Source organism: Pseudomonas sp. 8(2025) (assembly GCF_052665325.1).
This window is the reverse complement of sequence record NZ_JBQOIE010000026.1, coordinates 32,558-54,093: the sequence shown is the minus strand read 5'-3', so window position 1 is coordinate 54,093 and position 21,536 is coordinate 32,558. Positions and strand designations below refer to the sequence as shown.

At 63.3% G+C, this 21,536-nt stretch carries 8 protein-coding genes; 5 read left to right on the top strand and 3 right to left on the bottom strand.

Going from position 1 to position 21,536, the window contains the following annotated elements; translation table 11 throughout:
• Positions 1 to 46 precede the first annotated feature (46 nt).
• From ACUXVH_RS29840 to ACUXVH_RS29830, 3 genes are all read right to left on the bottom strand, one after another.
• Positions 47 to 2,266, bottom strand: coding sequence for an OsmC domain/YcaO domain-containing protein (locus ACUXVH_RS29840; RefSeq protein WP_445496647.1), 2,220 nt, complete (start codon positions 2,264 to 2,266; stop codon positions 47 to 49).
• Between the two features lie 150 nt (positions 2,267 to 2,416).
• Positions 2,417 to 3,925 carry an NAD(P)/FAD-dependent oxidoreductase gene (locus tag ACUXVH_RS29835; RefSeq protein ID WP_011061076.1) on the bottom strand — a complete coding sequence of 503 codons (1,509 nt, stop codon included), beginning with the start codon at positions 3,923 to 3,925 and terminating at the stop codon, positions 2,417 to 2,419.
• A complete protein-coding gene (locus ACUXVH_RS29830; protein WP_011061077.1) occupies positions 3,922 to 4,953 on the bottom strand; it encodes a LysR family transcriptional regulator in 1,032 nt (343 codons plus the stop codon). Before ACUXVH_RS29830 ends, ACUXVH_RS29835 begins: the two co-directional genes overlap by 4 nt.
• Positions 4,954 to 5,438: 485 nt before the next feature.
• On the opposite strand from ACUXVH_RS29830, the gene ACUXVH_RS29825 reads away from it, so the two are divergent.
• The 5 genes from ACUXVH_RS29825 to ACUXVH_RS29805 are packed head-to-tail and all read left to right on the top strand — an operon-like array spanning position 5,439 to position 21,535.
• Positions 5,439 to 5,705 (top strand): phosphopantetheine-binding protein, encoded by a 267-nt coding sequence (locus tag ACUXVH_RS29825; RefSeq protein WP_011061078.1) that lies wholly within the window; start codon positions 5,439 to 5,441, stop codon positions 5,703 to 5,705.
• 13 nt (positions 5,706 to 5,718) lie between these two features.
• A complete protein-coding gene (locus tag ACUXVH_RS29820) occupies positions 5,719 to 7,068 on the top strand; it encodes an NAD(P)/FAD-dependent oxidoreductase (RefSeq protein ID WP_011061079.1) in 1,350 nt (449 codons plus the stop codon).
• A 32-nt stretch (positions 7,069 to 7,100) separates the two neighbouring features.
• Complete coding sequence (locus ACUXVH_RS29815) at positions 7,101 to 14,477, top strand: type I polyketide synthase (protein WP_065363934.1); 7,377 nt, start codon at positions 7,101 to 7,103, stop codon at positions 14,475 to 14,477.
• A 48-nt stretch (positions 14,478 to 14,525) separates the two neighbouring features.
• On the top strand, positions 14,526 to 19,850 hold the full coding sequence (locus ACUXVH_RS29810; RefSeq protein ID WP_065363935.1) for a type I polyketide synthase: 5,325 nt from the start codon (positions 14,526 to 14,528) through the stop codon (positions 19,848 to 19,850).
• A 50-nt stretch (positions 19,851 to 19,900) separates the two neighbouring features.
• A complete protein-coding gene (locus ACUXVH_RS29805; RefSeq protein ID WP_053158244.1) occupies positions 19,901 to 21,535 on the top strand; it encodes an NAD(P)/FAD-dependent oxidoreductase in 1,635 nt (544 codons plus the stop codon).
• Position 21,536: the final 1 nt, after the last annotated feature.

The window sequence follows — 21,536 nt, the reverse complement described above, 5'->3', positions numbered from 1 at the left end:
GCTTGAGTGCTTCGCGAGCAAGCTCGCTCCTACAAGGGGCTGTTGATCAGCGGTTTGCTGCGCTCCACTTGGCTCGCGCTGCGTGCAGCTTCTTGTAGCTGTCGATCAGCCGCAGGTGGCGGTCCAGGCCTTCGAGCTGCAGGTTGGTCGGGGTCAGGCCGTAGAAGCGCACGCTGCCTTGCACCGAGCCGATCACCGCGTCCATCCGTTCGTTGCCGAACATGCGCCGCAAGTTGGCCTCGTAGTCGCCCAGCTCCAGCTCGTCGTCCAGCTCCACTTCCAGCACCGCGTTCAGGGCCTGGTAGAACAGCCCGCGCTCGACGGTGTTGTCGTTGTATTGCAGGAACATCTCCACCAGTTCCTTGGCCGGGTCGAACTGCCCCAGGGCCACGTGGATCAGCAGCTTCAGCTCCAGGATGGTCAACTGGCCCCAGGCGGTGTTGTCGTCGAACTCGATGCCGATCAGGGTGGTGATGTCGGTGTAGTCGTCCGGTTCGCTTTCTTCCAGGCGCTCCACCAGCGAGCGCAGGCCGTCTTCGTCCAGGCTGTGCAGGTTGAGGATGTCTTCACGGAAGAACAGCGCCTTGTTGGTGTTGTCCCAGATCAGGTCGTCCACCGGGTAGATTTCCGAGTAGTCCGGCACCAGGATGCGGCAGGCCGTGGCCCCCAGGTGTTCGTACACCGCCATGTAGACTTCCTTGCCCAGGCCCTCGAGGATGCCGAACAGGGTCGCGGCCTCCTCGGCGTTGGCCGCCGCTCTTTCACCGCTGCTGCCCTGGCTGGTGAAGTCCCACTCGACGAATTCGAAATCCGCCTTGGCACTGAAGAAACGCCACGACACCACGCCGCTGGAGTCGATGAAGTGCTCGACGAAGTTGTTCGGCTCCATCAGCGCCTGGCTTTCGAAGGTCGGCTGCGGCAGGTCGTTCAAACCTTCGAAACTGCGGCCCTGGAGCAGTTCGGTGAGGCTGCGCTCCAGCGCCACCTCGAAGCTTGGGTGGGCGCCGAACGAGGCGAACACGCCGCCGGTGCGCGGGTTCATCAGGGTCACGCACATCACCGGGAACTCACCACCCAGGGACGCATCCTTGACCAGCACCGGAAAGCCTTGTTCTTCCAGGCCCTGGATGCCGGCCAGAATGCTCGGGTACTTGGCCAGCACTTCCTGAGGCACATCCGGCAGGGCCATCTCGCCTTCGAGAATCTGGCGCTTGACCGCCCGCTCGAAGATCTCCGACAGGCACTGCACCTGGGCTTCGGCCAGGGTGTTGCCGGCGCTCATGCCGTTGCTCAGGTACAGGTTCTCGATCAGGTTGGAGGGGAAATACACCACCTCGCCGTCGGACTGGCGCACATAGGGCAGGCAGCAGATACCGCGCTCGATATTGCCCGAGTTGGTGTCGTACAGATTCGAGCCGCGCAGCTCGCCATCGGGGTTGTAGATGGCCAGGCAGTGCTCGTCGAGGATCTCCTTGGGCAGCTCGTCCTTGCGCCCCGGCTGGAACCAGCGCTCGTCCGGGTAATGCACGAACTCGGCGTTGGCGATCTCTTCGCCCCAGAACTGATCGTTGTAGAAGAAGTTGCAGTTCAGGCGCTCGATGAACTCGCCCAGGGCCGAGGCCAGGGCGCTTTCCTTGGTGGCGCCCTTGCCGTTGGTGAAGCACATCGGCGACTGCGCATCACGGATATGCAGCGACCAGACGTTGGGCACGATATTGCGCCACGAAGCGATTTCGATCTTCATCCCCAGGTCCGCGAGGATCCCGGACATGTTGGCGATGGTCTGCTCCAGGGGCAGGTCCTTGCCGGCAATGTAGGTGCCTTCGCTGGAGCCCGATTGCGGCATCAACAGCGCCTGGGCATCGGCGTCGAGGTTTTCCACTTCCTCGATGATGAATTCGGGGCCGGTCTGCACCACCTTCTTCACCGTGCAACGGTCGATGGAACGCAGGATGCCCTGGCGGTCCTTGTCGCTGATGTCCGCCGGCAGCTCGACCTGGATCTTGAAGATCTGGTTGTAGCGGTTTTCCGGATCGACAATGTTGTTCTGCGACAGGCGGATATTGTCGGTGGGGATATTGCGGGTCTGGCAGTACAGCTTCACGAAGTACGCCGCGCACAGCGCCGAAGAAGCCAGGAAATAATCGAACGGCCCCGGCGCCGAACCATCGCCCTTGTAGCGGATAGGTTGGTCGGCCACCACCGTGAAGTCGTCGAACTTGGCTTCAAGTCGAAGGTTGTCGAGAAAGTTGACCTTGATTTCCATGGGGGGCACCGGCATCACAAAGCAAAAAATGGCGGGCATTATCCGGGTTTTTGCGCGGGAAGTGTTGTGGTTTTCGGCGGACGGGTGGATCGCCAGGGCTGGCTGCCGGTTACAGGCACCGGCGCCCGGCCCCGGGCATCACTCAGGCATTCAGACTTTGAGGATGAAACGATTGGATATCCGCGAATAGCCCAGGGGCAACAACTCGGCTTCGTGCTCCTTGATCAGCTCATGCAGCGCGTTGGCGGTTTCGGCCACCGGCCTGGCTTGCTCCCTGGCCTGTTGCATGACCTGGCACGACTGCCTGAACAGGCTTTCGTAGGCGGGCGAGTCCAGGGACAGGCAGCCAGGGAAGCGCACCGCCTCAAGCGCTGCATCGAACTGGCGGGCGTCGCCACTGTGTTCCAGGTCGTGCAGCAGCTTTTGCAGAAAGGCACTGCCCAGGTTGGAGCCGCTGAGCCAGACCCGATGCCACACATTCCACAGGTGAAAGTCGCTGAAGGCTTCATAGGAGCAGGAGACCAACTGGTCATTGGTCGCCACCGCGTTCAGGCAATGGCGCTCGACTTCGATGAACTGTTCCCGTTGCCAGCGGTTGCTGCGGGCGGCGTCCAGCACCTTGGGGGCCAGCCTGAGGATGGACTCGAAGGTGGTGATCAACCCCCTGGAGAACAGCGGGTCGATAAACCCTGTGGCTTGCGGCAGCAGGCAGAAGCGATCCCCGACATTTTGCACGCTGCGGTAGTTGATGCGCGGCGCGTAGATCCACTCCCGGGCATTGACCGCATCCTTGAAGTGTTCGCCGATGGCCGGGTACTTTTTCAGCAGTTTGCGAAACTCGATCTCCGGCGCCTCGGTGGGACGGTACTTGGCGTTGTTGAACTGGAAGCCGATGCTGCACAACTGATTGGTGCCCTGCGGGTGGTTGTTGAAGGGGATGACCCACAACCAACCCTCTTCGAAGATGTGGTGCAAGGTGCTCTTGAACAGTTCGATGGGGGAACGAGTGCGGGACAACGGAGCCAGGGCATCTTCGTAGCTCTTCACATTGAGCATGTGGGTGAAGAATGAGCAGGTGTCGGTCGCCAGCCCTTCGGTGGTGCGCAAGCCCAGTTGGCGGGAAAGCGGAGAGCCCTGGGCAGCAGCGTCAATGATGAACGCGGCCTTGACGGGGGCGGCGTTGGACAATGCCACCTCGACCCCGTCGTCGTTGAGGCTGATCGACTCGATCTTGATGTTCTGTCTGGATTCGGCGCCGTGTTTCAGGGCAATCATCAGGGCGAAATAGTCGATGTCCTGCCGGAAAAGATGGGCTTCCGGCACCTTCAGCGGCGGGGCCACAAGGTGGTCGGGGGACGACGGCGCGTTCTCTTGATGCCAGGCAAAACTGAAGCCCAGCTTGATCCCGCAGGCGCTCGAACCGACGTGCTGGATGATCTTGTCGGGGTGCGAGAGGTAGGCGATTTCAGGGATGTCGAAGCGCTTTGAGAGCAAACGCAGCAGAAAACCGCTTTCCGGTGTCGCCGCTTCGCCGACGGAGAATCGTGGGTGCTGGGCCGAGTCGAGGATCAGAACGTTCAACCCGGACTTCGCGAGGACGGCGCCGGTCAGCGCGCCGGCGATACCACTACCGATGATAATGACGTCGTACTGATTCATGATGTCTGGCTCTTGTCTTGCAAGGTGGTCGCTCTGGAAAGCGCTGAATGCATTGCGGTATCGAAATGCAGGGTGGCCAGGGTCTGCGGTATTTCCTTTTCAAACGGCAAGTCCCAGTAAGGCGTGCTGCCGATCGAGCGTTTCAACTCATTGATGAACAGGCGGGTCTTGGCCGGGACAACGCTGCTGCGTGCCCTCAGTGCGTAGATCGCTCCCTGTTGCGGATCGGCCTCGCAATATTCGTCGAGCAGCGACACCAGTTGGCCGCTGGCGATCTGTTCATGCACCAGCCAGGTGGGCGCGTGGATGATTCCTATGCCCTGAAGGGCGCCGTCCACCAGCAACTCGGAACTGTTGACCGATAGCCGGCTGCTGGGCATGAGCTTCTTGAGCAGGCCATCGACCTTGAATTGCCAGGTCAGTGAGAAGTTGCTGCAGGTGCTGTGGATCAGGCAGGCATGTTGGTACAGGTCTTCAAGAGTTTGCGGACAGCCGTGTTGCCGGATGTATTCCGGGCTTGCGCAGAGCACGCGCCGCATATCCGCAAGTTTCGTTGGAATCAGATTACTGTCCGGCAATATGCCCAGCTTGATACAGATATCGACGTTATCGATGCTGGGGTCGAGAGCTTTGTCGTTAAGCGAGAATTCAATTTTCAAACCGGGATGATGGTTCAGTATTCTGCTCAATAAAGGCGCTACATGGCGCCGTCCAAAGGCCACGGGTGCTGAAACCTTGAGAACGCCTAGGGTCGATGCAGTGTGTTCTTTTACTTCTGATCTAGCATGCCCAATGCATCTCGAGATGTTCTTTGCATGTTCGAGAAAGAGCAGGCCTGTTTCGGTAAGTATCAAGCATTTTGTCGATCGATTGAATAGACAGGTTTCAAGTTCTTTTTCGAGGCTATTGATTCTGCGCATCACCGAAGAAGGTGGGATGCCAAGTAGTCTTCCTGTTTCGGAGAAACTACCCGTTTTAGTTACGGATATATAAAGGTCTATGTCATTGACAACGCCTAGCGCCTTCATTCCTAAATCCTTTTAGAATTTTTAGTGTCTTATTTTTGTAAAGGCAAATTACAAATAGATCATGACAGCCTCCTTAGTACGGCTAGGCTTTTTGTTTGTCAAGCAGTGCTGGGGCCATGATTAGTTGGCTTTGGGAAAATTGATTCATAACATTTCAGGCGCCACAGCTCTACCCGGCGCAGAGCGGAACACCGTCCAAGTGCAAGGCTTGGTTTGCACTATCTGGATACAAAAATAGTTCTAGTGGCTAATTGCGCAGAGCGCCAAAACTATGCTTGGGCGCTCGAAGATGACTTTCTGAAGGCTGTCATATAGGCCTGTGGAACATCGTTAAGTTGTGTTGGCTTCGATGTTGTCGGGGCTGTTTTGCCTTTGCGGATATGCAAAGGCCTTTTGCAAAAACGGCTATTCACAAGTGCATTCTTATTGAGGATTGTAGACGGGTTTTCCCAACCCACGATTGTCGAATGCAGGAGCGTACGTCTATGGACGGAGAGGAAGTTAAAGAAAAGATTCGTCGCTACATCATGGAAGATTTGATCGGGCCAAGTGCAAAGGAAGATGAGCTTGATGACCAGACTCCACTACTGGAGTGGGGCATTCTCAACTCGATGAATATCGTCAAGCTCATGGTCTACATCAGGGATGAAATGGGTGTCTCGATTCCAAGTACCCATATCACCGGCAAATATTTTAAAGACCTGAATGCAATATCCAGGACTGTCGAGCAACTAAAGGCCGAGTGCGCCTAACAGGGAGTGGGCAATGAGCGATCATGATTATGATGTAGTGATTATCGGTGGCGGGCCGGCGGGTTCGACCATGGCCTCCTACCTGGCAAAAGCCGGTGTCAAATGCGCGGTGTTCGAAAAAGAACTGTTCGAGCGCGAGCATGTTGGCGAGTCGCTGGTACCGGCCACCACTCCGGTGCTGCTGGAAATCGGGGTGATGGAAAAGATCGAGAAAGCCAACTTCCCGAAGAAGTTCGGCGCTGCCTGGACCTCGGCAGATTCCGGCCCCGAAGACAAGATGGGCTTCCAGGGCCTGGACCACGATTTCCGTTCGGCGGAAATCCTCTTCAACGAGCGCAAGCAGGAAGGGGTCGATCGCGACTTCACGTTCCACGTCGACCGCGGCAAGTTCGACCGCATTCTTCTGGAGCACGCAGGTTCGCTGGGGGCCAAGGTCTTCCAGGGCGTGGAGATCGCTGACGTCGAGTTTCTCAGCCCGGGCAATGTCATTGTCAATGCCAAGCTGGGCAAGCGCAGCGTGGAGATCAAGGCCAAGATGGTGGTGGATGCCAGCGGTCGCAACGTGCTGCTGGGCCGCCGGCTGGGCTTGCGAGAAAAGGACCCGGTCTTCAACCAGTTCGCGATTCACTCCTGGTTCGACAACTTCGACCGCAAGTCGGCGACGCAAAGCCCGGACAAGGTCGACTACATCTTCATTCACTTCCTGCCGATGACCAATACCTGGGTCTGGCAGATCCCGATCACCGAAACCATTACCAGCGTGGGCGTGGTTACGCAGAAGCAGAACTACACCAACTCCGACCTCACCTATGAAGAGTTCTTCTGGGAAGCGGTGAAGACCCGGGAAAACCTGCATGACGCGCTGAAGGCATCGGAGCAGGTCCGCCCGTTCAAGAAAGAGGCGGACTACAGCTACGGCATGAAAGAAGTCTGTGGCGACAGCTTCGTGCTGATCGGCGATGCCGCACGGTTCGTCGACCCGATCTTCTCCAGCGGCGTCAGCGTTGCACTCAACAGTGCGCGCATCGCCAGCGGCGACATCATCGAGGCGGTGAAGAACAACGACTTTAGCAAGTCCAGTTTCACTCACTACGAAGGCATGATCAGGAATGGCATCAAGAACTGGTATGAGTTCATCACGCTCTATTACCGCCTGAACATCCTCTTCACCGCGTTCGTTCAAGACCCACGCTACCGCCTGGACATCCTGCAATTGCTGCAAGGGGACGTCTACAGCGGCAAGCGCCTGGAAGTGCTGGACAAGATGCGCGAAATCATCGCTGCGGTTGAAAGCGACCCGGAACACCTCTGGCACAAGTACCTGGGCGACATGCAGGTTCCTACCGCCAAACCCGCGTTCTAAACACTAAACACCCAGTCGAAGGAGATGACTGAATGGATGCTCGTGCGCCCATGGATTTTGAACCCATTGCAATCATCGGGAGTGGATGCCGCTTTGCCAAAGGTGCATCGACCCCCGAGGCATTCTGGGAGCTCCTTCGTGCTGGGACCGATTTTGTCGGACCGGTTCCCGCAGAGCGCTGGGACACAGCGGCGATCTACGATGAGAGCGCTGCTGAAACCGGTACGACCTACAGCAAGGTGGGGGCGTTCCTCGAGCACATCGACCGCTTCGATGCGCATTACTTTGGCATCTCGGCCTCTGAAGCCAAGGAAATGGACCCGCAGCAGCGCCTGCTGCTGGAGGTCGCCTGTGAAAGCGTGGCCCGTGCCGGCCTGACCCGCGAGCAGCTCAAAGGCAGCAGGACCGCGGTCTATGTCGGCATGCTGGGCATGGATTACCTGGCACTGCATTCCCGCGAGGCCGGGATCGAACAGATCAATCCCTACTATGCCGCCGGCAAGGAATTCAGCTTCGCCGCCGGGCGTATTGCCTACCACCTGGGTGTTCATGGGCCGGCAATGACCGTGACCACTGCATGCTCTTCTTCCCTGGTGGCCATGCACCTGGCCTGTCGCGCCTTGCAGGCAGGGGAGGCGGACATGGCCCTGGCCGGAGGGGTGAACCTGATGCTGGCGCCGGACCTGACGATCTACATGAGCCAGATCAGGGCGATCTCGCCCAGTGGCCGCTGCCGGGTATTCGATGCGGCGGCCGACGGGATCGTCCGGGGCGAGGGCTGCGGGGTCACGGTGCTCAAGCGCCTGGCAGATGCCCTGCGCGATGGCGACCCGATCCAGGCGGTGATCAGGGGCTCGGCGATCAACCAGGATGGCGCCAGTGCCGGCCAGACCGTGCCCAACGCCAATGCCCAGGCTGCGGTGATCAGCCAGGCCCTGAAAGTGGCCGGCTTGAGCGTGGACGACATCGACTATGTCGAGGCCCACGGCACCGGTACGCCCCTGGGCGATCCGATCGAACTCTCTTCGCTGGACAGTGCCTTCCAGGGGCGTGGGCGGCCGCTGTGGGTGGGCTCGGTCAAGGCCAACATGGGCCATCTGGATGCGGCCGCCGGAATGGCCAGCGTGATCAAGACCATGATGGTTCTCAAGCACGCCGAGGTGCCTGCGCAACTGCATCTCGCACAGTTGAACCCACTGGTGGACTGGAAGCGTTCCCGGCTGGCGGTGCCCACGGCGATCGAGTCGTTGCCCGACCGGCCGCGCCTGGCTGGAATCAGTGGTTTCGGGCTCAGTGGCACCAACGTCCACATGATTCTCGAAGATGCCAGCGCCTATCGGCAGGCACAGCCGCAGCAGGAGCGATCGGCACAGGGCCGGCCCTGGGTCCTGCCGGTATCGGCCAGGTCCGCGCAGGCCGTGGTGGAGCAGGCCAGGGCCTATGCCGTTCATCTGCCGCAGCAGGACGATGGGCAATTGCAAGCCTTTGTCGCCAGCGCCATTCATCGTCGTGATCACTTTCCCTACCGGTCGGCCGTGGTGGGTGCGAACGCCGCGCAATTGAAGAGCCAGCTGGAGCAGTTGCCGGCCCCGATCTTGGCCTGCACGACGGACGAAGAGGATCGGCGCGGGCCCGTGCTGGTGTTTACCGGGCAGGGCGCCCAGTGGGTGGGAATGGGCCGCGACCTGCTTGAACGGGAGCCGGCCTTCCTGGCGATGATCCGGCGTTGCGACCAGGCGCTGGCCCAGTGGGCAAGCTGGTCGGTGGAGGCCGAGCTGCGCAGCGACGCCAGTGGGTCCCGCCTGCACCTGACCGAATTTGCCCAGCCCTGCATCTTTGCCATCCAGGTGGCGATCAGTGAATGCCTGCGCCAGTGGGGTGTGATCCCGGCGGCGGTGGTCGGTCACTCCATGGGGGAAGTGGCCGCGGCCTATTGCGCCGGAGCACTGGACCTGGAGTCGGCGGTGCGGGTCATCCACCATCGGGCCCAGGCCATGAAGGACACCCTGGGGCAGGGGCGGATGCTGGTGGTGGGCTTGCCCGCGCCGACGCTCCAGTCGCGTCTGGCGAACAACCCGCAACTGGAACTGTCGGTGGTCAACAGTCGAAACAGCTGTGTGGTGTCCGGCAGCCCGCAGGCTGTACAGGCTCTGGATCAGCAACTGCGTGACGAAGGCATCTTCACTTACCTGATGCCGGCGGAATATGCCTTCCACTCCTGCCAGATGGATGAGTGCCTGACGCAGATCCGCGCGGGGCTGGAGGATTTGCCGGTGGTTGCCGCGCACACGCCCTGGATTTCCACCAGCGCGATGCCCGAGGAGCCGATCCTGGCAGATGCCGACTACTGGGCGAGGAATGCCCGTGGCATCGTGCGCTTCGATCGCGCCATCGAACAGTTGATCGAGCAGGGGCACCGGCTGTTCGTCGAGATCGGCCCGCACACCGTGCTGGCGGCGTCGATCAACCAGGCCCTGGCCGACAAGGGAACCCAGGGGCTGGTGTGCGGCGCCTTGCACAAGCAGGGCGACGCCGCCCTGGAGCTGGCCAGTATTGTTGCCCGCCTGTACGAGTGGGGCGCGGGTCCCGACTGGCAAGCCTTCCAACCCAGGGAGGCGGCGCTGGAGCTGCCGGCCTATCCCTGGCAGCAGGAGCGTTTCTGGTTTGCCCCGGCGCCGCGGCCGCAGCCGGCAGGGCTCGTGTCCCAGCTGCGGGCGCAGGTACTGGTGTATGACGCCCAGGGCAATCTCTGCGCCCAGGCCAACGATGTGGCGCTGAGCGTGCCGCAGCTGGCACAAGTCGCTGTGCCGGCACCGGCCAAGGTGCCCGCAGCGGCGCAGCCGGTGGGGGATGTGCGGGCGCAGATTGGTGCACTGCTGACGCAGATCATCGGCGTGGCCTGTGCCGACCCGGACCCGGATCGAGGCTTCTTCGAACTGGGCCTGAGCTCGATTTCCCTGGTTGAGTTCAAGCGCATGCTGGAGCGCCAGTTCGCCCTCAAGCTGTCGGCGACCGTGGGCTTCGACTATCCCACCATCAACCGGCTGGGCCAGTACCTGGAAGGGCTGCTGTCCCGGGAGCCGGCCAGCACCCCGGTAACGGTCGATGCCGGGGCGACCGACGCCGCGGGGAGCGTCGCCGTGGTGGCCATGGCGTGCCGGTTTCCCCAGGCCGACAGCCCCGAGGCACTCTGGAAGCTGATGCTGGAACAGACGGACACCGTGGGGCCGGTACCGCCGTCCCGGCTCGCCGGCGCCAAGCCGGAGGAAACCTTCCCGCGGTTTGCCAGCCTTATCCAGCGCCCCGAAGGGTTCGACGAAGCGTTCTTCCGCATTTCCCCCAAGGAAGCCCGGAGCATGGACCCCCAGCAACGGCTGTTGCTGATGGTGGCCTGGGAGGCTCTGGAACGGGCCGGTATCCCTCAGGAGAAGCTGCTGGAACAGAGGGTCGGGGTGTTTGTCGGGGCCAACTCCCACGACTACGAAACCCGGGTCCTGGGTAGCGCGCAAGGCGTGGATGCCCACTACGGCACTGGCAGTTCGTTTTCGGCGATCTGCGGGCGCCTCTCGCATTTTCTCGGCGTGCGTGGGCCGAGCCTGACGGTGGACACCGCATGCTCGTCATCGCTCACGGCCATCCATCTGGCGTGCAACAGCTTGCGTGCCGCGGAGTGCGACATCGCGATTGTGGGTGGGGTGAATGTCATCGCCTCGGCGTCGATCTTTCAATCCATGGGGCAGGCCGGCGCATTGGCCCCGGACGGCATCAGCAAGGCCTTCGACGACAGTGCCGACGGTTACGGTCGAGGGGAGGGCTGCGGCGTGGTCATTCTCAAGCGCCAGGCCCAGGCCGAGCGGGAGCGTGACCCGATTGTCGCGACGATTCTCGGTTCGGCGGTCAATCACGACGGTGCCTGTGCCGGGCTGACAGTGCCCAATGGTCCGGCGCAAGAGGCGCTGATCAGCGAAGCACTGGCCAACGCCGGCGTGCATCCGGGGCAAGTCAGCTACGTCGAGGCCCATGGCACCGGCACGGTGCTGGGTGACCCCATCGAGCTCAACGCCCTGCACAACGCCTATCGCCAGGCCAGCCCCGACAGTCCGCCGCTGACGGTGGCCTCGGTCAAGGCCAATATCGGGCACCTCGAGGCGGCAGCGGGCATCGCTTCGCTGATCAAGGCCTGCCTGGTGGTGGAGCACGGCCGGATTGCCCCGCAAGCCCATCTGCAGCGGGCCAACACCCGTGTCGACTGGGCGGCCATGAACCTCAAGCTGGCGCATCAGGCCATGGACTGGCCGGGCCGGCCGGAGTCGCGGGTGGCCGGGGTGAGTGCCTTTGGTTTCACCGGGACCAACGTGCATGTGCTGCTCAAGGGCTATACGGCGCCCGCGACAGCGCCTTTGCCACCCGCCACAGCGCCAGTGGCCTTGTGCCTGTCCGCGGCCACCCCGGCGGCATTGGCGGAGCTGGCCCAGCGCTATGTGTCCTTCCTGGGCGCTACCGAGCACTGCCCACAGACCATCTGCTACAACGCGCTGATGCGGCGCACGGCGTTCAAGGAACGCCTGGTCGTCCATGGCCAGGATTGCCGCGAGCTGGCTCAGGCACTACAGGCCTGGCTGGCCGGCAGCCCCATCGCCAATGACCGCAAACCCGCGGCCGGCGAACCCTGGGCGACCCTGGCCGAGGCCTTTGGCCGCGGCGCCCAGCCGCCGGGCCCCGAGCGCTTGCCGGACGGTTGTCAGGCCATCGGGTTGCCCACCTATCCCTGGCAGCTCAACGACTACTGGATCGATGCTGGCCAGCCGGCTACGGCGGTGCAGCCCGCCCGGGCAGCCTCGGGCCATCCTTGCCTGCAGAGGCTGGTACGGCCGGCCGGGCAGCTCTGGTACTGGTCGGGGGCTCTCGCTCCCCAGGCCGGGCATTACGACCCGCTGGGCGAACAGGGGTACAGGGTCAAGACTCACCTGTTGCTGGATGCCGTGCTCCAGGCGGTGCGGGAAACACCGCGGGGCGTGCAGCAGATCCGTGACTTGCAGATTGCCCAGCTGCGCCTGCACGGCGAACAGCACCTCACTTCGCACCTGAGCATCCACCTCACCCAGGCCCCTGACGCCTGCTTCGAACTGGCCTTGCAAGGGGCCGGCGACGAGCGCCGCCAGGTCTGCATGAGCGGAACCCTGGTTGACTGTGCAGCGCAGTTGCAGGAGGAAACCCTGTGCGGGGTGTCGATGCTCGATGAGCCTTCACCGCCGGCGCCGGACGTTGGCCTGTGCCCATGGTCCGGGTGTGCGGCCACGGGCGGGCAGCCGGCCTTGTACCGCTTTGCCCACTCCCTGACGGCGGCCGAGCGCCAGACCCAGTTGCTGGCCAGTGTGGTCGAGCTGTTTGAAGGCGCCCACGCCGCCGCGTTGGTCGGGTTCTCCGGGCTCCAGGTATGGGCAGACCTGCCGGCGCAGGTATGGATTGTGCTGGCCGGCCATGACGCCGACAAACCCGACAGCCTGCAGGTAGTGGATGCCCGGGGTTGCCAGCTGGCGCTGTTCGAAGGTCCGCAGTTTGGCCATCCTGGTTCGTGGTACTTGCCCGACCTCCAGACTGCACCCCACGACCTGCCGATGATCGCTCGCCAATGGCAGGACTATCCGATGCCGGGCGAGGGCGCTCGGCAACGCGAGGGCTACTGGATGGTGCTGGCCTGGAGCACTGCCGAGGTCCAGCCACTGGCTGCGGCGTTTGCGGCTGAACAGCGTCCGGTCGAAGTCATCGAGCTGCACGCCGGGCAACAACCTCTGGCCCGCAAGCTGTCCTCGGCGTTGCGCGGGGCAGTGGCCGATCCGTCCTGCCTGGGGGTGATCGTTGCCGGCGTTGAGGCTCAGGAGGCCGACGGCCTCGGTATATCCCTGGTGGCCTCTGCGGCGCTGGTACAGGCCTTCGCCGGTGCGATTGCCAGCGTCGGAACACCGGCAAAGCCGGTCTGGTTCGCCCTTCATGCCAGTGATGCTGCATCGCCGGCCATGGCCGCTGTCCAGGCCACCTGGCAGGGCGCCGCGCATATCTTCGCCCTGGAGCATCCTGCCTGGTGGGGCGGTCTGGTGACTTTGCAGGGCAGCGACAGAAGAAGCTACGCCAGCCTCTGCCGGCTGTTGCACGGCCAACCTGGCCATGATCACTTTGCGATCAGCGGCGCCCGGGTCGAGGTGCAATACCTGGTGGAGGATCAAGCCGACCCGCTACAGCGTCTGGAGCCGCCGGCGCTGAACGGAACCGTTGTGCTGCATGCCGTCCCGGGATCTGACATGGAGACTGTGCTGACGGCGCTCGGGCAGCGGGGTGTGCAGCGTGTGCTGCTGCTCTGCGAGGCCCCCGGGCAACTGCACATGCCTGAGCGGATGCCCGAAGCGATGGCGATCAGCAGCCTCTCGGACCTGAGCCGGGAAAACCTGGCTGACACCTTCGCGACGCTGCGAGCGCAAGACCGCATCGCCGGCTTTATCCACCTCGATCTTGACTGGCGCACGGTTGCGCTCAAGGAGCCAGAGTTTGTCGTGCGAATGCAGGAAGGCGTTCGGCCGCTTGAGGTCTTGCAGCAGGTTCACCAGCTGATCGATGACCCCGAAGCGTTCTTCCTGATCCTGGGCAGCGTGTCTTCCCTGCTTGGCGGGGCCGGCTTCGCCCGCTCGGCGATTGCCGATGCATATGCCTTGTGGGTGCATGCACAGCGCCGGCGCCAGGGGTTGAACTGCCAGCTGCTGCACCTGACGCAGAGCGAACAGGAGCTTGAGCAGGACGCCGCAGCCCGCACGGCCATGCAAGGCAGCGGCCTGCAGCCTTTGCAGCGCTCGCAGATAGTGCAGGCCATAGCCCGCGTGCTGGGTGGCCAGGGCCAGTGCGGGCTGCTCAATGTCGACTGGCAACAACTCAAAGGGCTGTACCTGAGCGTGCTGCCCTGGCCCTTGCTCGAACACCTGGGTGCAGCGGATAGCGCAGCGGATCAGCGTCTGGCCGAGCTGATTGGCCTGCCACCGCTGCAGCAGCGCCGGGCCATGCAGGCGCTGGTCTGCGAGGTAGTGGGGCAGGTGTTCGGCGTTGCCGATGGCCTGGAGCTCGATGTCAGGAAGGGCTTCTTCGACATGGGCATGTCCTCGGTCATGTCGCTGGACCTGCGCTCACGGCTGGGCCGGGCGTTGAGCATCGACCTGCCTTCGACCTTCGGCTTCGAATACACCTCCATCGAACAGGTCACGGACTACCTCATGGGCCAGCTCCTGGCGCCTGAAACCCGGGAGCCGGTGGCGGCGCCCGAACCTGTGTCGCCAGCGTCGCGGCATCAGGACCTGCATGAACTGTCACGGGCCGAGCTGATTGGTGCTCTCGAAGACGAGCTGCGCGATATCGCCAATTACTAGCCCTGGGGCTGGATGACAACTGCCAGAGAATCACTGATCGAGGCCTTTATGGATAACGATGTCCGCGATGTAAGCAAGGAACAGCTGCAAGAGAGTCTTGCTCAGGCAATCACCACCATCCGTGCGCTCAAGGAAAAGGTGGCCGGCAAGAGCTCGGCGCCTGTCGAGCCGATCGCCGTAGTGGGCCTGGGGTGCCGGCTGCCGGGCAGTGCCGACACACCGAAGCGGCTGTGGAGCCTGCTGAAAAACGCCACCGATGCGGTGGGCGACATGCCCAGCGACCGTCTGTACGGCACCGACTATTACCATCCTGATCCCCAGGCACCCGGCAAGGCTTACGTCATGCGCGGTGGCTTCATCGAGGGGGTGGATCAGTTCGACCCGGGCTTCTTCGGCATTTCGCCCAAGGAAGCCGAAGGCATGGACCCCCAGCAGCGCCTGGCCCTGGAGGTTGCCTGGGAGGCCCTGGAGAACGCCGCGATCGCCCCCGACAGCCTGCATGGCAAGAAGCTCGGCGTGTTCATGGGGGTCAGTACCAATGATTACGTGCGCCTGCGCCAGCAGTTGGGCGCGGTCGAGGACGTCAACGCCTACCAGTTCTATGGCGAAACCAGCTTCGTGGCCGGGCGCATTGCCTACACCCTGGGCTCCAGGGGCCCGGCGGTGGTGCTCGACACCTCCTGCTCCTCATCCCTGGTGGCCCTGCACCAGGCCTGCAACAGCCTGCGCAGCCGCGAGAGCGAGCTGGCGCTGGCCGGTGGGGTCAACCTGATCCTGTCGCCCTACGGTTTCATCCTGGTCAGCAAGCTGCGGGCCGTGGCCCCCGATGGCCGCTGCAAGACCTTCGACGCGGCGGCCGATGGCTACGGGCGCGCCGAAGGCTGCGTGATCCTTGCGCTCAAGCGGCTGAGCGATGCGGTACGCGACCAGGACCCGGTGCTGGCCGTGATCGAGGGTAGTGCGGTCAACAACGACGGCGCCAGCAGCGGCATCACCGTGCCCAACATCCACGCCCAGGAAGAGGTGATCAGGCTGGCGCTCGGCCAGGCCGGGCTCCAGGGCAGCGAGGTCGACTATGTCGAGGCCCATGGCACCGGCACCGCGCTGGGCGACCCGATCGAACTGCACGCCCTGCATGCGGTACTGGGCAAGCAGCGGCCCGTCGATGCACCGCTGCTGGTGGGCTCGATCAAGGCCAACATGGGGCATCTCGAACCGGTCGCCGGGGTGACCGGGCTGGCCAAGGTCCTGCTGTGCCTGCAACAAGAGGCCCTGGTGCCCCAGGTGCACTTCAACACGCCCAACCCGCGGATCGAATGGGATCGCCTGGCCCTGAAGGTGGTCACCGAATCCACGCCCTGGCCACGCCAGGGCAAGGCGCGGCACGCCGGTGTCAGTTCGTTTGGTGTCACCGGCACCAACGCCCATGTGCTAGTGGGCGACGCGCCGCTGCGCGAACGTGCCCAGGGGCGCGACAACCCCTGGCAGCTGATCACTCTGTCGGCCAAGGGCGAGACGCCCCGGCGCCAGATTGCCGGACGCTATGAACGGTTTATCGCCGACAACAGCCAGCTCGAACTCAAGGACCTGTGCTACACGGCGAACGTCGGGCGGGCGCACTTTGGCCATCGTTTCGCGGCCGTGGCCGATAGCCGTGAGGGGCTGCGCGAGCAACTGGCAGCCTATGCGTCACGCAAGGTGGTGGGGCATGTATTCGAAGGGCGCTGCCAGGGAGCGGCGGCGCCGCTGGTGATGCTCTTTCCGGGGCAGGGCTGCCAGTACCGGGCAATGGCCCAGGCACTGTATGACAGCGAACCATTCTTCAAGGCGCAGATCGATGAATGCCGCGCCCTGTTGCAGCCGCTGATGGACGTGGACCTGCTGACCCTGGTGCTGGACGCGGGTGCGGCCAGTGACAGCTACCTGCAACAGACCCGCTATGCCCAGCCGGCGATATTCGCGGTCGAATATGCCCTGGCGCGGTTGTGGATGCATTGGGGGGTCGCTGCCGATGCGCTGTTCGGACACAGTTTCGGCGAGATCGGTGCAATCTGTGTGGCCGGGGCGGTATCCCTGGCTGACGCGCTGCGTATGGTGGAGGCGCGTGGGCGCCTGGCCCAGCAACTGATGACGGCCGGCGGCGCGATGTACGCACTGGGCATGAGCGAGGCGCAACTGCTGGAGCTGCTCAAGGACCGGCCCGGTAGCGCGATCGAACTGGCGGCGGTCAACAGCCCGCAGGACGTGGTGGTGGCCGGGCCGCAAGCCGAGGTCCAGGCGCTGGCCGAAGCGGCGCTCGCCAGCGGTTGCAAGGTCAAGAAGCTTGCGGTTTCCCATGCCTTCCATACCGCAGCCACCGAGCCGATGCTTGAAGCGTTCCGCCAGACGGTGGCGCAGATCACCTTCAGCGAGCCGCACTTGCCGGTCATCAGCAGTGTCACTGGCCGGGTGCATACGCTCTCCAGCCTGAGCTCGCCCGATTACTGGTGTACGCACACCCGCCAGGCCGTGAGGTTCAGCGAAGGGGTCAACACCCTGATCGCAGAGCTGGGGGTTAAAACCTTCCTTGAAGTGGCCTCCGATGCTGTGTTGACGCCGCTGATCGGCCGTCACCCCCTGGCGGACGGCAGCCTGGTCCTGGCCAGCCTGCGCCGGGCCGGCGATCCGTCCAGGGACCTGCGCCTGGCCGCCGCGCAGCTCTACGTGGGCGGCCATAACCTCGACTGGGCCCGGCTGCACGAGCATGACGGGGCCTTGCGCCAGGCCTTGCCCGGGTATGCGTTTCAGCGCCAGCGCTACTGGTTCGACAACGCCGGCGGCTCGCCCCTGCAACAGGTCGCTGCGGGAGCGGTCGGCCGGCTGCTGGGGCATTCGGTCAATGCACCCACTCCGGCATTCGAGTCGACGCTCGATAGCGCGCTCCTGCAGGCCGTGGGCGGCGAGATCCGCGATGACCTGGCGCTGCTGCGTCCTGACCGGTTGCTGGCAGCCCTGAGCGATGAGCTGGCCGGCCACTTGCAGCTGGACACCTATGGGGTGAGCCTCGCCAGCATCACCCCGGCCCTGGCGTTCCATGTCGATGACCAGTTGCATCTGTTCACCGAACTCAAGCCGCTGTCCGGGGCGGCCTGGGAGGTCAACTGCTCGGCCCTGAGCGCAGCGGCCAAGGTTGCCGGTGCCGATTGGCAGCCGGTCCTGTCGCTGACCCTGGAAGGCCTGCCGGCGGCTGTCCGGGGCGGCCTGCCGGACCCGGGCCATGCCGCCGCCCAGGACGCAGGCTTTGTCTACCACATGCAGTTGCCGGCAGAACCCGATCCGCACGGCAATCGCCTTGGGCAGGTCCTCGAGTACCTGGGGCAGGCGGTGCCGGGCGATGCGCCGGGCTCGCTAAGCGGCATCCGCCGCTGGGTCGCCAGCCGGTCCGCTTCGCCCCGGGCACAAAGCCTGGTGATTGCCACGAGCCAGGCACATCCGCAGCAGTTCGACTGCGCCTTGTACGATGTGCACGGCCAGTGTGTAGGCAGCCTGGAAGGGCTGACCCTGGCTGCCGCCCCGAGTGAGGAGGCGCTGCGTGGCATGCTTTACCAGCCCGACGTGCTCTACAGCCTGGATTGGCTCGAACGCCCTCGCCAGCGCGCCGAAGTGCCGCAGCAGGGCCGCTTGTTCACCCTGGTCAGCCGCTCGCCGGAGACCGCCGCTCCCCTGGTCGAACACCTGCAGCGTGGCGGGCATCGTGCCCGGGTCCTGTGCCCGCAGCAGTTGCTCGATAGCGCGCGGAGGGTGCTGGCCCAGGACCCGAGCCAGGCATTGACCGATGAAGGCGAGGTCTTGGCCGCCGATATCATCGTGCTCGATGGCAAAGACATCGAGGATGCCGGCTCGACCACGCTTCAGAGCCTGTCGAGCCTGCAGGCGACGCTGTTCCACCCGTTGCTGGAGATGGTCCAGGCGCTCATCGAACTGGGCCCGCGCGGTGGCCGGTTGTGGCTGGTGACCCAAGGGGCAAACGCCGTTGGCCTGGATCGCGACCAGCCCTTGCAAGTGGCGACCGGGCCGTTGTGGGGGCTGGGCAAGACGCTCGCCCTGGAGCACCCCGAACACTGGCGCGGGCTGATCGACCTGGCCCCCGACGATCCTCACTGGGCAAGGGCGCTGGCCGAAGAAGTCAGCGACCCCGATGGCGAGGACAAGATCTGCCTGCGCCCGGGCAAGCGTTATGTCCAGCGCCTGAACCATTTCAGCGCTGCGCAGTTGCCAGCACAGGCCTATGCACCTTGCCCGCAGGGCAGTTACCTGATTACCGGCGGCATGGGTGGAATTGGCCTGGCCATGGCCCAGTGGCTTCTGGATAAAGGCGCGGGCGCTGTGCTGATCACCGGCCGGCGGCCACTGGAGGATGTCGCCACGGGCCTGGAGCGCTTCGGCGCTGCGGCATCGCGGGTGAGTTACGTCCAGGCCGACATCACCTCGCCCCAGGACATGCAGCGGCTGTTCTGCGGTCTGGAGGCGCCGGGCGCGAGCCTGAAGGGCATCTTCCATGCCGCCGGGATTTCAATTCCGCAGGATCTCAAGGACGTCGACCGTGACAGTTTCGACCAGGTGATGCGGCCCAAGGTCGAGGGCACCTGGTTGTTGCACGAACTGTCCCTGGGGCTGGACCTGGACTTCTTTGTCCTGTGTTCGAGCATCGCCAGTGTCTGGGGTTCGCAGCATGTCGCCAGCTACGCAGCCGCCAATCAGTTCCTCGACAGCCTGGCGTGGCAGCGTCGGGCCATGGGCCTGAGTGCCCTGGTGATCGACTGGGGGCTGTGGGCCGGCGGCAGTCACCTGTTCGACGAGCAGGTGCTGAATTTCCTCACCAGCGTTGGCTTGAAACAGATCGCCCCGGTACAGAACGTCGGCCTGCTGTCGCGGATTCTGGCCAGCGAGCTGCCCCAGATGGTGGTGTCAGGGGTGGACTGGAATCGCTTCAAGCCACTGCTCGAATCCCGCGGCCCGCAACCGCTGCTGCAGTACATCCGCAGCCAGGCTCCGACCGCCAGGGCCGGCGACAGCAGCAACGTGGAGATCCTGCAGCAACTGGCGGGCGCCGACGAAGCTGCTGCCCTGGCATTGCTGGATGACTACGTGTGGGAGCAGTACGCGCAGTTGCTCGGGGTCAAGACCGAACAGGTGCGGGCCAAGCTCGAGGATGGCGGCAGCCTGATGGACTACGGCCTGGACTCGCTGCTGGTGATGGACATGGTCGCCCGCTGCCGGCGCGATCTGAAGCTGGAGATCAAGGCCCGCGAGTTTCTTGAGTGTCCGGGCCTGATGTGGCCGGACTTCCTGGCCCGTTCGATAAAGGAACAGGGCTGCGTGGCCGAGGCCTGACGGGCCGCGGACAGTGCAACCCAGACCCATGATCTGTGATTGAGGTGGTTATGAACGATGTGCAGTCTGGCAAGGCGCCAGAGCATTACGACATTCTCTTGGCGGGCAACAGCATCAGCGTGATCATGCTCGCCGCCTGCCTGGCCCGGAACAAGGTCCGGGTCGGTTTGTTGCGCAACCGGCAGATGCCCCCCGACCTTACCGGTGAGGCGACGATTCCCTATACCTCGATGATTTTCGAGCTGATTGCCGACCGCTATGGCGTGCCGGAAATAAAGAATATCGCCCGCACCCGGGATATCCAGCAGAAGGTGATGCCGTCTTCCGGGGTCAAGAAGAACCTCGGGTTCATCTATCACCAGCGCAGCCGGGCGGTGGACCTGGGTCAGGCGCTGCAATTCAACGTGCCCTCCGAGCATGGCGAGAATCATCTGTTCAGGCCCGATATCGATGCCTATCTGCTGGCAGCGGCCATCGGTTATGGCGCGCAGCTGGTGGAGATCGATAACAGCCCCGAGGTGCTGGTCGAGGACAGCGGGGTCAAGGTAGCTACGGCACTGGGGCGCTGGGTCACTGCCGATTTCATGGTTGATGGCAGCCAGGGCGGCCAGGTGCTGGCGCGGCAGGCTGGCCTGGTCAGCCAGGCTTCGACGCAGAAGACCCGGACCCTGGAATTCTCCACTCATATGCTCGGGGTGGTGCCGTTCGATGAGTGCGTGCAGGGCGATTTTCCCGGCCAGTGGCATGGCGGCACTCTGCATCACGTGTTCGACGGGGGCTGGGTGGGGGTCATCCCGTTCAACAACCATCAGCACTCGCGCAACCCTTTGGTCAGCGTGCTGGTTTCACTGCGTGAGGACCTCTGCCCGAGCATGGACGGCGACCAGGTACTGGCCGGCCTGATCGAGCTGTACCCCGGCCTGGGGCGGCACCTGTCCGGCGCCCGGCGGGTGCGCGAGTGGGCGCTGCGCCAGCCGCCCCGGCAGGTCTATCGCACGGCGCTCGAACGCCGCTGCCTGATGTTCGATGAGGGCGCCGCGAGCAATGATCTGTTGTTCTCGCGCAAGCTGTCCAATGCTGCGGAACTGGTTCTGGCGCTGGCGCACCGGCTGATCAAGGCGGCGCACAGCGGTGACTACCGCAGCCCGGCCCTGAATGATTTTGTCCTGACCCAGGACAGCATCATCAGCTTGAGTGACCGGATCGCCTCAGCGGCCTATGTGTCGTTTCGCGACCCCGAGTTGTGGAATGCCTTCGCCCGTGTCTGGCTGCTGCAGTCGATTGCCGCCACCATCACCGCGCGCAAGATCAACGATGCCTTTGCCAAGGACCTGGACCCGCAAGTGTTCGATGAAATCGACCAGCTCGCAGAGGACGGTTTCTGGATGCCTCTGTATCAGGGGTACAAGGATATTCTCAACACTACGCTGGGCCTTTGTGATGACGTCAAAAGCGCCAAGGTCTCTGCTGCGCACGCGGCGAGCAGCATCTTTGCGGAGCTTGCCAACGCCAGTTTTGTTCCGCCTATTTTTGATTTTGCTAATCCTCACGCTCGTGTCTATCAACTGACCACCTTGAGAAAGCTCAAGGCGCTCTGGTGGGGTCTGATGCAAGTGCCCTCAGAGGTCGGGCGGCTGATTTTCTATCGATCCTTCAGAAAACCTTCCCTGCGCAAGGAGAGTTGAA